The organism is Martinezella hainanensis, assembly GCF_900094555.1.
Classification (GTDB): Bacteria; Pseudomonadota; Alphaproteobacteria; order Rhizobiales; family Rhizobiaceae; genus Rhizobium; species Rhizobium hainanense.
Genome location: NZ_FMAC01000001.1, coordinates 672,381 through 684,663, shown reverse-complemented (window position 1 = coordinate 684,663; position 12,283 = coordinate 672,381). Strand labels below are relative to the sequence as shown.

Below are 12,283 nucleotides of genomic sequence, written 5' to 3'. Positions count from 1 at the left end.
GCCGGCCCTTCGCTTTGGCTCAGGGTGTTCGTCGCTGCAATCGATCCAGTGGATCGATTGCTCGGGCTCTGCCCGACCGTTCCTCACCCCTGCTGCGGCCTGCCTCTTGCCGCGATCAGCGGGATCGCTTCGGAATAGCTGACGCAGGCGACATCTTGTCTATGGCAGACATCGCTGACGAAGCGGTCGAGGGCGCGCCAATAGGCGCCGTCGTTCATTTCGACGAAATGGAAGCCGAGCTGCAGCGGAATGCGCTCGCCGTCATATTGCTTGCTGAAGGCAGCCTCGAAAGCCTGGAAGGTGCGGTCCTCGTAGGTCTTGGCGTTTGCCTTGTCCTCGACGCCCTTGGAATGGCGGACATAGAGATTGTAGTCCATACCGATGACCAGGCGCTGCTCGGGACCTTCGGGGATCAGTGGCAGGCCGAAGCGATAGATGCCGTCGACCACTTGCGGCAGGGCGGGTCCCTTGGTGACAAGGCTTGCATCATATTGGAAGCCCATTTGCTTCTCAGCCGGCACAAGGCCATCGCTGGTGGAAAGGTAGGGTGCGCGGAATCCCTTGACGTCGTTGGTGGCGAAATCTTCCCAGCCCTGGGGCTCCTTGTCGGCGAGGCCGACATTCTTCCAGGCGTCGCGAAGGGCGACGCGCGCATTCATGAATTCTTGGCTCCAATCGGCGGCACTCCAGCCCTTGCCATCGAAATGGCCGCAGGCATGGCTTGAGATGTCGTGGCCTTCCTGATGGGCGCCCCAGATGTTGGCGATGCGAGTGCGGACATCGTCCTCGCTCTTGGCGAAGCCGACATTCGATTTGCCTGGCCGCTGCTTCGGCCCCTGATAGGCTTTTGCTTGCGCCTTGTTCATCAGGAAGGTGCAGGACAGAAAGTAGGTGAAATGCGCGCCGTTGCGCGAAGCGATCTCGCGGCTCTTGGTCCAGAGCGCATTGTCATGAGCGCCATCGAAGGAGATCATCACGAGCTGCTTGGGCTTGCCATCGGCTTGGGCGGCTGCGGGCAGGCCTAAGGAAATGGCGAGAGAAAGACAGGTAGCTAAGCGAAACATGGGCACCGAACACTGATTGGATCGAGCACGGCTTGCCAGGCTCATCTGGCGATATCGGGTGGCGTGCTCCGGGTCGCTTCCTTCCTTTCGCGCAAATGCGGCGAAGCTGCGGTGATGCTGGCATTTTTTTACGGCAGCCGATAAGGATGTCACTACAAGACCATAGAGGATTTTATCCATGGCATTGCTCATTCTCGGCATTGTTCTTTTTCTCGGCCTCCATCTGATACGCGTCGTGGCGCCCGGCCTGCGGACATCGTTGATCGCAAGCCTCGGCGAAGGCGGCTGGAAGATCGCCTATTCGATCGCAAGCATCATCGCACTGATCGTTCTGATTTACGGCTTCGGCCAGGCGCGAGACATGACGCCGATCTGGTCGCCACCGTTCTGGATGAGCCACATAACCATCCTGTTGATGCTGTTTGCCATGATCTGTCTCATCGCCTCGCTGCTGCCGGCGGGGCATATCGCAGTCAAAACGAAGCATCCGATGGTGCTATCGGTGAAGATCTGGGCGCTGGCGCATCTTCTGTCGAACGGCGACGGCGCGGCCATCCTGCTCTTTGCCGCCTTCCTCGCCTGGGGTGTGATCCTGCGCATTTCGCTCAAAAGACGCGAGCGGGCCGGCGAAATGACCCTGCGTCCCTTCGTCTCGGCGAAATACGATCTCTATGCCGTTGTCATCGGCGTCATCGTCTGGGCCTTGATCATTTGGAAGCTTCATGCGTGGATTATCGGGGTTTCGCCGCTCGTTATGTGACGATTTCTGCCATTCCCCCTTACATCAGCCGCAAAATGGAGTAGAAGGCCCAACTAACCCCTAAGCTTTTTTGGAACTACTTGGCCTGGGCCGGAGACGAGAATGGCATTTAATGACGATAGCTTCATCCGCGAGGTGAACGAGGAACTGCGCTCGGACCAGTTGCGGTTCATATGGCGCCGTTTCGGCAAGCTCATCATCGGTTTGGCCGTGCTCATCGTTCTCGCCACCGCGGCCTATAGCGGCTATCGCTATTGGGCCGGCAATCAGGCCGGCAGCGGCGGCGATCAGTTCCTCGCCGCGCTGACGCTTGCCGATCAGAACAAGACGGATGAGGCGCTCGCCGCATTCGCCGCCATCGAAAAGACTGGCCCTGGTTCCTATCCGGTGCTGGCACGCCTGCGCGCCGCGACATTGCAGGCGCAGAAGGGCGACAAGGCTGCCGCCATCGCCACGTTCTCGGCAGTCGGTAAGCAGACGGACCTCCCGGTCGTTATCCGCGATGCGGCCCGCCTGCGCGCTGCCTACCTGCTCGTCGATACCGGCACTTACGATCAGGTCGCCGCCGAAGCGCAGGAGCTCGCCGTCCCGGCTGACGCGTTCCGCCATTCGGCGCGCGACGTTCTCGGCCTTGCCGCTTACAAGGCCGGCGATTTCGCCAAGGCCCGGCAGTGGTTCCAGGCGATCGTCGACGATCCGCAGAGCCCGCGCAATGTTGCCAACCGTGCCCAGATGCTTCTCGATCTCATCACTGCATCCGGCAAGGCTCCGGTCGCAAAAGGCTGAAGGATCGCTAAATGAGCTTTACGGTCGCGATCGTCGGTCGCCCGAATGTCGGCAAGTCCACGCTGTTCAACCGTCTGGTTGGCAAGAAGCTGGCGCTCGTCGACGATACGCCGGGTGTCACGCGTGACCGTCGCCCCGGTGACGCCAAGCTGATCGACCTGCGCTTCCGCATCGTCGATACTGCCGGTCTCGAAGAAGCCGGCGAAGAGACGCTGGAAGGCCGCATGCGCGCCCAGACGGAAGCGGCGATCGACGAAGCCGACCTGACGTTGTTCGTCGTCGATGCAAAGATGGGCCTGACCCATGTCGACAAGACGCTCGCCGAAATGCTGCGCAAGCGCGGTCGGCCCGTGGTGCTCGTCGCCAACAAATCCGAAGCGCGCGGTTCCGACAGTGGCTTTTATGATGCCTATACGCTCGGGCTTGGCGAACCTTGTCCGATCTCGGCGGAACACGGCCAGGGGATGATGGATCTGCGCGACGCGATCGTCGAGGCAATCGGTCCCGAGCGTGCCTTCCCGGAAGAGGAGGACGAGGCGGAGACGAATGTCAGCATTCCACGTCCGGCTGTCGGCGAAGACGGCGAGGAGATCGACGAGGAACCGGCTTATGACGAAACGCGCCCGTTGCGAGTTGCGATCGTCGGCCGTCCGAATGCCGGCAAGTCGACGCTCATCAACCGCTTCCTTGGCGAGGACCGACTGCTGACCGGCCCGGAAGCCGGCATCACCCGCGATTCCATTTCCGTCGACTGGAGCTGGCGCGGGCGAACGGTGAAGATGTTCGACACCGCCGGCATGCGCCGCAAGGCGAAGGTCACGGAAAAGCTCGAGAAGCTTTCCGTTGCGGATACGCTGCGCGCCATTCGCTTCGCCGAAACCGTCGTCATCGTCTTCGACGCGACCATTCCCTTCGAGAAGCAGGATCTGCAGATCGTCGATCTCGTGATCCGCGAGGGACGTGCTGCCGTGCTCGCCTTCAACAAGTGGGACATGATCGAGGATCGCCAGGCCGTGCTTGCCGATCTGCGCGAGAAGACCGACCGGCTATTGCCGCAGGCGCGCGGCATTCGCGCCATCCCAATTGCTGGCCAGACCGGCGAGGGGCTTGACCGCCTGATGCAGGCAATTGTCGATACCGACAAGGTCTGGAACAAGCGCGTCTCAACCGCTCGTCTCAACCGCTGGCTCGAGACGCAGCAAGTGCAGCATCCGCCACCGGCGGTGTCCGGCCGTCGTATCAAGCTGAAGTATATGACGCAGGTGAAGGCGAGGCCGCCGGCTTTCATGATTTCCTGCACGCGCTCGGATGCGCTGCCGGAGTCCTATGTGCGCTATCTGATCAACGGTCTGCGTGCAGACTTCGCGATGCCCGGCGTACCGATCCGCATCCATTTCCGCTCGTCGGAAAATCCATACGAAAACAAGAAGAAGCGGTAATTCGCCGAAGCGCCCTATCGGGAGATAGGCGCGCTTTAAATCAGGCGGCGTTCCGGCTGAGCGCCTCACGCAGCGTCGTGATTTCCGCCTTCAGTCGTGCCAGTTCGTCGACCGTTTGCTCGGTGGCATCGAGAATGCACGGAGGAACGCTTGCCGCCTTTTTCTTCAGCGCCTTACCTTCGCTGGTCAGCTGAATCAGCACCTGGCGCTCATCTTCCTTGCTCCGGATGCGTTTGATGAAGCCAGCGGCCTCCAGACGCTTCAACAGCGGTGTCAGTGTGCTTGATTCCAGGAACAGCTTTTCACCGATGCCGCCGACGGTCTGGCCATCTTGTTCCCATAGCGTCACCATGACGAGATATTGCGGATAGGTGAGATTGAGCGCGTCCAGCATAGGTTTGTATAGCCGATTCATCGCATGGTTCGCCGAATAGAGTGCGAAGCAGATGAAGTTATCCAGCTTTAGGTGGTCGTCGGTCATCCCAAGTCCTCCCTGAGAGGTCTAATGTAAGTCGTGCGATAAATAATTGTACACCCAAATTTATGCTTGGGCTACGGCTTTCTTCCGTTTTTTGGAAAGGCGGCTTGCAGGAGAGTAGGTTCCCGCGGCCTATCGACTATCATCTGTACCTTTGAAGATAGTCATCCCTGCAGTTCTCAAATTCGATCCACATGAATGTCAGCTGTACAGAATATCCAGCAGCTGAGGACATATTATGTCTCATTCATACCGAACGCGCCGATATTGCGATCAATCAAAAGTTGTTCTTGTCAAACATAGACTTAGTGGTCACTCTCCCGCCACACCGAAGTCCGGCGGGGTCTTGTTTGCCAATGAGACGCCCGCTTTTGTCTCCGTCGTTAAGAAGGAAACTGACTTTGCTTTATTCTGAGATCGGGCAGCTTGAGAAGATACATGGAGATGAGCGCGTATCTGCGAAGAAAGGGGAGGCTGGATGGATGCTCTATGGTCCCTATGCAATCCTTTCCCCAGGCCGTTACGTCGTCGAGTTTGAGATCGAGGGTGATCCGTCCACGCCGCCGGAAGCGGTATGTTGCAGCATCGATGTCGCGACCGAATTCGGTACTCGGCTGCTGGCACAAAAGGAGCTGACCGAAGCTGATTTGCGGCGATCGGGCAAACGCGTTGCCCTGGAGTTTGATGTGGATGCGGAAGATGTCTTCGAATTCCGGATCGCCTCAACCGGAATCGGAGCGCTCGCCGCGCGGGCCTACCGTCCACTCAAGCGAATTGATCGCCAAAGCGGCCGGATGCTGGATATCATTCTGCCGGAGATGGCCAATCCGTTCTTTCTTGCGCATCTCGACGAGTTCAATTTCTTCGAGAAGAACGGTTTTACCTTTCAGGTCACGGCGCAGAAGGTTATTGCTGAATTCTCCGGAACCCGCTTCCATGTCAACAATGCCGAAGACTTCCAGGTTCTGAACGAGATTTTCATTCACAACGAATATAATTTCATCACCGGGCGCGACAAGCTTGTTATTGATATCGGCATGAACGCCGGTCTGGCGTCGCTCTTCCTGGCGAGGGTCCCCTCTGTGCGGGAGGTACATGCATTCGAGCCGTTTTCGCTGCCCTATGCTCGAGCGCTGAAGAATTTTGCGCTGAACCCGATGACTGCCGCCAAGATCAGGCCGAACCAATTCGGACTGGGCGAAAAAGACGATCAGATGGAGGTCATGGTCCGCTCCGATGCGACGATCGGTATCTCCGTGAGAGGGGCGGATACGGGCAGGCCGGAGACGATCCATATCAAGGAAGCGGCCGGCGTCATCGGGCCGCTTGCCGAGCATGCTCGAAGCGCCAACATGGATATCGTCATCAAAATGGATTGCGAGGGATCGGAGTTTGGAATTTTCGAGGCTCTGGCGAGGCACGGTCTTTTCGGATCGATCAATGCCATGGTGATCGAATGGCACAAATGGTGGTCCAAAGATAAGAACCAAATGACACTCATCGCTCCGTTGCTGGATGCGGGCTTCATCGTGCTGGATAAGACGCAGCTATCCAATCCTCATGCCGGGTTATGCTATGCCGTCAGGGCAGCGCGGTGATCGTTGATGGCATGCGAGGATTGAGCGGCAATTTCACCGGCGATGCCGATTGTCCGGGAGTTCAATGCTTGTCGTGGACGTGCAGCCGACCTCGATGGTTGGCAATCCGGACGTTGCCGATGAATTGCGCCGTAGCCGCCTCCCAGGAATAGTTGAGTGCCAGCGAGCGGGCGGCATCGCGAGAGCAGGAGAGTGCGGCAAGGCAGGCTGTTGCCAGATCCGCATCCACGACGCCGGCTGTCCTGTCGGCCCCCAGAATGTCCGCGGGGCCGGTGACCGGGTAGGCCGCGACCGGAACGCCGCTTGCCAGTGCCTCCAGAATGGCATTGCCGAAGGTGTCGGTCTTCGATGGGAAGACGAAGACGTCGGCCTGCGAATAGGCGTGCGCCAGTTCCTCGCCGAATTTCGCGCCCAGGAAATGAACATCCGGATAGAGCTTCTGCAGTTCCGCCCGCGCGGGACCATCACCCACCACCACTTTCGATCCAGGCAGGTCGAGATCGAGGAAAGCGGGCAGGTTCTTTTCCAGCGCCACGCGACCGACAGTCATGAAGATCGGGCGGGGTAAGCCGAAGGGATTGTCCTCCAGCGGGTGCGGCCGAAAAAGGTGGGAATCTATGCCACGGCTCCAGGGCAGCAGATTGCGGATGCCGCGCAACTTGAGCTCACCTGCAAGGCTGGGCGTTGCCACCATGCAGCCGTAACCCGCATTGTGAAACCATTTGACGAAGGCGTAGAGCCAGCTTTCCGGTATCGGCAGGCGTGCGGCCACATATTCGGGAAAGCGGGTGTGATAGCTCGTGGAAAAAGGCATACCGTTTCTTAAGCACCAGCGCCTTGCCGTGAGTCCGAGCGGACCTTCGGTGGCAATGTGGACATAAGTCGGCCGAAGTGCCTCTATTCTTGCGGCGATCTTGCGATAGCTGGCGATCGAAAGCCGGATTTCTGGATAGGTCGGGCAGGGGATGTTGCGAAAGCCGTCCGGCGTGATCATCGAAACCTCGACGCCGATGCGCGTCAGTTCCCGATTGGTGTTTTCGATCGAGCGGACGACGCCGTTGACCTGCGGATGCCAGGCGTCGCTGACAATGAGCAGCCGTTCGGGTACCGCGACAGGTGTCGCCGCCTGCGCCCAGGTGGTTTGATCAATGTCTGACAAGCGTTGCAACATGCCCAAAACAGTCCATCCGCACCGCATCCTCATGATGACGGTGCCAGCGATTGCGGTGTTTCAAACATGATTCCCGCGCCCACTCTATTGTGGGGGGTGTCCATGATGGAAATATTACAGTGCTTATTTGACTGATTTCAGCTTCTCGGGAGCGACCAGCGCACCGTATTCCTGAATGACCTTTGCCGCGATCTTGGCTGCAAAGCCAGCAGCGGCGACCGCATCCTTGTGCTGCAGATAATGAGCGAGAAATGCGCCGTTGAAGCTGTCGCCGGCGCTGGTGGTATCGATAACCCTGACGACCTTGATCGCTGGGACAAGCGTCTCGTCGGTGCCGTCGCCAATGGTCGCGCCGTCAGGGCCATTCTTGACGACGACCATGGCGGCTCCGTATTGCCGATAGCGGCGTATGGTGGCGCTGATCGAATCGTCGCCGAAATGGGCGGCTTCATCATCGAAGCTCGGCATGACGAGCGTCGCGGCGCGCCCACCCTCTGCGATCATCGTGTGCATCGCGTCCAGGCTGGACCAGAGGCGCGGCCGCAGGTTGGGATCGAAAGCGACCAGCTTGCCGGCAGCCTTGGCGCGGCGCAGTTCCGCAAGCAGGGTGAAGGCGTCTTCGCGCGACAGGATCGCCAGCGTGATGCCTGAGAAGTAGAGCACGTCGGAGGCTTCGATCGCGGTGCGCAGCGCATCGCCATCGGCGGCAAGCTGGCGGGCGGCAGAACTGTCGCGCCAATAGCTGAAGGAGCGTTCGCCGTCCTTCAGATTGATCATGTAGAGGCCTGGCGTCTTGCCGCGGAGGCGGCGGATGCTTTCCGTGCCGATGCCGGCGCCGCCCATGAAGGCGACCATCTCGTCGGACATGGCGTCGTCGCCGAGTGCGGTGAAATAATCGATCGACCAGTCTGCCGGCAGGCAGGCGCGGGCATACCAGGCTGTGTTGAAGGTGTCGCCGGCGAAGCCCTTGCGCAGGTGTCCGTCATCGGCCTGCGACAGTTCCACCATGCATTCGCCGATCGATAGAAAACGCCCGCCCAAGACTGCCTCCTGCATTTTGCCTTGGTGCTGCATACGCGCAAGCGGCGGCCGGGGCAAGGTGGACGGCGGTTGCCGCCGTCCACTTTTCATGGGGCTGCCTTACGGCCGATCCATGTGATAGCAGGCGGCCGTCTGGCCTGGACGCACCTGCTCGGTCGGGGGCATTTTCGTGCGGCAGACATCGGTCGCCTTCCAGCAGCGGGGCGAGAAGACGCAGCCCGGCGGCGGGTTGAGCGGCGAGGGCGGATCGCCCTGCAGGCGGATGCGCTCGCGGCCGCGTGCCAGCTTCGGATCGGGGATGGGGGCCGCAGAAAACAGCGCCTGCGTATAGGGATGGGCCGGATGGTCGAAGACCGTCGCGGCTTCGCCCGCTTCCACCACCTTGCCGAGATAGAGCACCAGCACGTCGTCCGAGATCAGGCGCACGACCGAGAGATCGTGGCTGATGAAGATCAGGGTGAGACCGAACTCCTTGCGCAGGCGGCGCAGAAGGGTGATGACCTGGCCCTGGATCGAGACGTCGAGGGCCGAGACCGGCTCATCGCAGATGATGAGCTTCGGCCGGGTGATGACGGCACGGGCAATGCCGATGCGCTGCGCCTGGCCGCCCGAGAACTCGTGCGGGTAGCGGTTGATCATCTCGGGGACCAGACCGACCGCCGCCATGATCTCGCGAACGCGATCCTGCCGCTGGGCGCGGGTCAGTTTCGGTTCGAAGACGGTCAGCGGCTCGGCGATGATATCACCGACGGTCATGCGCGGATCGAGCGAGGCGATCGGATCCTGGAAAATGATCTGCATGTCGCGGCGGGCGGCGCGCATCTCTTCCTCGGTGAGATCGAGCAGGTTGCCGCCCTGCCACATGATACGACCCTTCTGCGCCTTGATGAGCCGCAGGATCGAGCGGCCGAGCGTGGACTTGCCGCAGCCGGACTCGCCGACGATGCCGAGCGTGCGTCCGGTCTTCAGCTCGAAGCTGACATCGTTGACAGCCGTCAGGATCATCGGCGGCTTGAAGAGGGATTTCGACGGCAGTTCGAATTCAGTTGTCAGATGCTCGACCTTCAGAAGCGTTTGCTCAGCCATGGACGAGGCTCCGTTCCTGATCAGCCGAAAGGGGATGGAAGCAGGCCGCGCAGCGTCGCGACGCGACTTGGTCAAGTGGCGGGGCCGCGTCCAGACAGTCGTCCTGCACCTGAGCGCAGCGCGGCGAGAAGGCACAGCCGCGGGGCAGGTGCATCAGGTTCGGCGGCCGTCCGGGGATGACGGTGAGATCGTCGACATCCTGGTCGGGGCGCGGGATCGCCGAATGGAGCGCCGCCGTATAGGGATGCGCCGGGCTTTCGAACAGCTCCTCCACCGGCGCTTCCTCGACGATGCGGCCGGCATACATGACTGCGACGCGATCGGCGAGGCCGGCAACGACGCCGAGGTCATGGGTAATCATGACAAGTGCCGTATGCATTTCCGCCGTCAACTCGTTGAAAAGATCCAGAATTTGCGCCTGGATCGTCACGTCGAGCGCAGTGGTGGGCTCATCCGCGATGAGGAGCTTCGGCTTGGTCAGCAGCGCCATGGCGATGACGATGCGCTGGCGCATGCCGCCGGAAAGCTCGTGCGGATAGAGATTGAAGCGGCGTGTCGGGTCGGGAATGCCGACCCGCTTCAGCATATCGAGCGCCGCTGCCGAGGCGGCGCGCGCAGTCAGGCCACCATGAACCTCGAGCTGTTCCGTCAGCTGCCGCGAAATGCGCAGTGACGGATTAAGGGCGGTCATCGGGTCCTGGAAGACCATGGCCATGTCCTTGCCGCGGACATGGTCGAGTTCACGCGGTTTCAAGGTCAAGAGGTCCTTGCCGTCGAGCAGTGCCTGGCCGCTGGTGCGGCCGTTCTTGGCGAGCAGGCCCATCAGGCCAAGGAAGGTCTGGCTCTTGCCGGAGCCGGATTCGCCGACGACGGCGACACGCTCGCCGCGGCCGATCTTGAGGTTCATCTTCGAGACCGCCGCCACTTCGCCTTCTGGCGTGCGGAAGGTGATCGAATAGTCTTTGAGTTCGAGAAGTGTGTCTGTCATGTCAGCGATCCTTCGGATCGAATGCGTCGCGCAGACCGTCGCCGATGAAGAGCAGGCTCATCAGCAGCGCAACCAGGAAGCCGGCCGGGAAGAACAGCAGCCAGGGCGTCGTTTCCATGCCGGCAGAGCCTTCGGCAATCAGCGTACCGAGAGACGTCAGCGGTTCCTGAACGCCGAAGCCGAGATAGGAGAGGAAGCTCTCCGTCGCGATGATTTCCGGGATGGTCAGCGTCGCATAGATGACGACCGGGCCGACGAGGTTCGGCACGATGTGCTTGAGGATGATCTTGAACGACCGCTGTCCGGAGGCGCGTGCGGCCTCGATGAACTCCCGCTGCTTGATCGACAGGGTCTGGCCGCGCACGATGCGGGCCATGGTGAGCCATTCCAGCGCACCGATCGCCGCAAACAGCAGGTAGACGTTCCGGCCGAAGATCACCATCAGCAGGATGACGAAAAGCACGTAGGGCAGGGCGTACATGATGTCGACGAAGCGCATCATGATCGCATCGACGCGGCCGCCGAAATAGCCAGCGACTGCGCCGTAGAGCACGCCGATGACGACAGAGACGAGGGTTGCCACCAGGGCGACGGTCAGCGAAACGCGCGTGCCGTAGAGCGTGCGCGCCAGCAGGTCACGGCCGTTGCCGTCTGTGCCGAAATAGTGGCCGGCGGCGAAGTCCGGAGCGCCGCGGAACGAATTCCAGTCCGGATCTTCATAGTTGAAAGGCAGGAAATACGGGCCGAATATGGCGACGAGAACCAGCACTGCCAGCACGATCAGCGACAGAGCCGCAGCCTTGTTGCGCAGCAGGCGACGCATGGCGTCGCCGGTGAGGGAACGCCCCTTGGGTGCGAGCCCCTCTGCCGAAAGCAATTCCGCTTCCAGCAATTCTCTCTTGGCGGAATTGAGGATCATCGCATTCTCACTTTCGGATCGAGCCAGGCATAGGCGATGTCGACCAGCAGGTTGAGGACCACGATCAGGACCATGTAGAAAATGACCGTACCGAGGACCATGCCGTAGTCGCGGTTCAGTGCCGCGCCGACGAAGTAGCGGCCGACGCCGGGCAGGCCGAAGATACTCTCGACAACCAGCGAACCGGTGAGGAGGTAGCTTGCCGCGGGTCCGAGATAGGACACGACGGGCATCATGGCCGGCTTCAACGCATGGCGCATGATCGTCAGCCGCGGGCCGATGCCCTTGGCCTTGGCGGTGCGGATGAAGTTCTGGCTCATCACCTCGATCATCGAACCGCGCATCAGGCGTGAGATACGGGCCGCATGCGGCAACGTCAGGACGATGATGGGCAGGATCAGGAACCTGATCGAACCGTCGCCCCAGCCGCCGACGGGCAGCCAACCGAGCGTATTGCCGAAGACGAGCTGGAGGATCGGAGCGATGAGGAAGCTCGGCATGACCAGGCCGATGAGGAGGCCGCCGCCCAGCCAGTAGTCGGCCGCGCGGTTCTGATAGAGCGCCCCAAGACAGCCTATGAAGACGCCGACGACCGTCGCGAGCACGAAGGCGACGCCGCCGATAGTCAGCGTATAGGGGAAGCCGGACATGATCTGCTGGGTGACGGTGAAGTCCTGATTGGCGAAGGAGGGGCCAAGGTCGCCCTTCATGACGTCGCCGACATAGATCAGGTATTGCTCAACCAGGGGCTTGTCGAGGTTGTAATGAGCCGCGAGGTTGGCTTTGACTTCCGGCGGCAATGGCCTTTCGCCATCGAAGGGGCCGCCGGGAGCGAGGCGCAGAATGAAAAAGCACACTGTCACGGCAATCCACAAGACGGGGATTGTCGACAGCAAACGACGGAGAGCGTAGCCAAACATGGTCTTAGACGGCTCCCTCCCGGTTGTGTCCGG

At 60.7% G+C, this 12,283-nt stretch carries 12 protein-coding genes; 4 read left to right on the top strand and 8 right to left on the bottom strand.

The genetic code is table 11. The features are described from left to right. Positions 1–83: 83 nt before the first annotated feature. Positions 84–1,064 carry a polysaccharide deacetylase family protein gene (locus tag GA0061100_RS03300; protein ID WP_075851161.1) on the bottom strand — a complete coding sequence of 327 codons (981 nt, stop codon included), beginning with the start codon at positions 1,062–1,064 and terminating at the stop codon, positions 84–86. Between the two features lie 178 nt (positions 1,065–1,242). Here GA0061100_RS03300 and GA0061100_RS03295 point away from each other — a divergent pair, with 178 nt between their 5' ends. The 3 genes from GA0061100_RS03295 to der all read left to right on the top strand — a co-directional run bounded on the left by GA0061100_RS03295 (position 1,243) and on the right by der (position 4,049). Continuing rightward, entirely contained in the window at positions 1,243–1,824 is a 582-nt protein-coding gene (locus GA0061100_RS03295; RefSeq protein ID WP_075851160.1) for an NnrU family protein, read from the top strand. Positions 1,825–1,926: 102 nt separating this feature from the next. After that, positions 1,927–2,610 carry a tetratricopeptide repeat protein gene (locus GA0061100_RS03290; RefSeq protein WP_075851158.1) on the top strand — a complete coding sequence of 228 codons (684 nt, stop codon included), beginning with the start codon at positions 1,927–1,929 and terminating at the stop codon, positions 2,608–2,610. Positions 2,611–2,621: 11 nt separating this feature from the next. Beyond that, positions 2,622–4,049 carry a ribosome biogenesis GTPase Der gene (gene der / locus GA0061100_RS03285; RefSeq protein ID WP_075851157.1) on the top strand — a complete coding sequence of 476 codons (1,428 nt, stop codon included), beginning with the start codon at positions 2,622–2,624 and terminating at the stop codon, positions 4,047–4,049. 40 nt (positions 4,050–4,089) lie between these two features. Here the strand turns inward: der and GA0061100_RS03280 are convergent, their stop codons facing one another. Further along, a complete protein-coding gene (locus tag GA0061100_RS03280; RefSeq protein ID WP_075851155.1) occupies positions 4,090–4,530 on the bottom strand; it encodes a MarR family winged helix-turn-helix transcriptional regulator in 441 nt (146 codons plus the stop codon). 191 nt (positions 4,531–4,721) lie between these two features. Here GA0061100_RS03280 and GA0061100_RS03275 point away from each other — a divergent pair, with 191 nt between their 5' ends. Next, positions 4,722–6,125: an FkbM family methyltransferase gene (locus tag GA0061100_RS03275; RefSeq protein WP_244557752.1), complete on the top strand. Its 1,404-nt coding sequence runs from the start codon at positions 4,722–4,724 to the stop codon at positions 6,123–6,125. A gap of 61 nt (positions 6,126–6,186) precedes the next feature. Here the strand turns inward: GA0061100_RS03275 and GA0061100_RS03270 are convergent, their stop codons facing one another. From GA0061100_RS03270 to GA0061100_RS03245, 6 genes are all read right to left on the bottom strand, one after another. After that, complete coding sequence (locus GA0061100_RS03270; protein WP_075851153.1) at positions 6,187–7,296, bottom strand: glycosyltransferase family 4 protein; 1,110 nt, start codon at positions 7,294–7,296, stop codon at positions 6,187–6,189. Between the two features lie 123 nt (positions 7,297–7,419). Beyond that, positions 7,420–8,337, bottom strand: a complete 918-nt coding sequence (locus tag GA0061100_RS03265; RefSeq protein WP_143525374.1) for a sugar kinase — start codon at positions 8,335–8,337, stop codon at positions 7,420–7,422. A 99-nt stretch (positions 8,338–8,436) separates the two neighbouring features. Next, on the bottom strand, positions 8,437–9,423 hold the full coding sequence (locus tag GA0061100_RS03260; protein WP_075851151.1) for an ABC transporter ATP-binding protein: 987 nt from the start codon (positions 9,421–9,423) through the stop codon (positions 8,437–8,439). Next, the gene (locus GA0061100_RS03255; protein WP_075851150.1) at positions 9,416–10,411 is read right to left on the bottom strand and encodes an ABC transporter ATP-binding protein; all 996 of its coding nucleotides are present in this window, start codon (positions 10,409–10,411) and stop codon (positions 9,416–9,418) included. Before GA0061100_RS03255 ends, GA0061100_RS03260 begins: the two co-directional genes overlap by 8 nt. Position 10,412: 1 nt before the next feature. Further along, positions 10,413–11,330 (bottom strand): ABC transporter permease subunit, encoded by a 918-nt coding sequence (locus GA0061100_RS03250; RefSeq protein WP_075851149.1) that lies wholly within the window; start codon positions 11,328–11,330, stop codon positions 10,413–10,415. Beyond that, the gene (locus GA0061100_RS03245) at positions 11,327–12,250 is read right to left on the bottom strand and encodes an ABC transporter permease subunit (RefSeq protein ID WP_075851148.1); all 924 of its coding nucleotides are present in this window, start codon (positions 12,248–12,250) and stop codon (positions 11,327–11,329) included. The genes GA0061100_RS03250 and GA0061100_RS03245 overlap by 4 nt, the downstream gene beginning before the upstream one ends. Positions 12,251–12,283 lie beyond the last annotated feature (33 nt).

What these genes read in the sequence shown, in the direction of transcription:
- GA0061100_RS03275 (WP_244557752.1), top strand. Translation starts at nt 4,722, where the DNA reads ATGAATGTCAGCTGTACAGAATATCCAGCAGCTGAGGACATATTATGT.
- GA0061100_RS03300 (WP_075851161.1), bottom strand. Translation starts at nt 1,064, where the DNA reads ATGTTTCGCTTAGCTACCTGTCTTTCTCTCGCCATTTCCTTAGGCCTG.
- GA0061100_RS03260 (WP_075851151.1), bottom strand. Translation starts at nt 9,423, where the DNA reads ATGGCTGAGCAAACGCTTCTGAAGGTCGAGCATCTGACAACTGAATTC.
- GA0061100_RS03280 (WP_075851155.1), bottom strand. Translation starts at nt 4,530, where the DNA reads ATGACCGACGACCACCTAAAGCTGGATAACTTCATCTGCTTCGCACTC.
- GA0061100_RS03255 (WP_075851150.1), bottom strand. Translation starts at nt 10,411, where the DNA reads ATGACAGACACACTTCTCGAACTCAAAGACTATTCGATCACCTTCCGC.
- GA0061100_RS03245 (WP_075851148.1), bottom strand. Translation starts at nt 12,250, where the DNA reads ATGTTTGGCTACGCTCTCCGTCGTTTGCTGTCGACAATCCCCGTCTTG.
- GA0061100_RS03295 (WP_075851160.1), top strand. Translation starts at nt 1,243, where the DNA reads ATGGCATTGCTCATTCTCGGCATTGTTCTTTTTCTCGGCCTCCATCTG.
- GA0061100_RS03290 (WP_075851158.1), top strand. Translation starts at nt 1,927, where the DNA reads ATGGCATTTAATGACGATAGCTTCATCCGCGAGGTGAACGAGGAACTG.
- der (WP_075851157.1), top strand. Translation starts at nt 2,622, where the DNA reads ATGAGCTTTACGGTCGCGATCGTCGGTCGCCCGAATGTCGGCAAGTCC.
- GA0061100_RS03250 (WP_075851149.1), bottom strand. Translation starts at nt 11,330, where the DNA reads ATGATCCTCAATTCCGCCAAGAGAGAATTGCTGGAAGCGGAATTGCTT.
- GA0061100_RS03270 (WP_075851153.1), bottom strand. Translation starts at nt 7,296, where the DNA reads ATGTTGCAACGCTTGTCAGACATTGATCAAACCACCTGGGCGCAGGCG.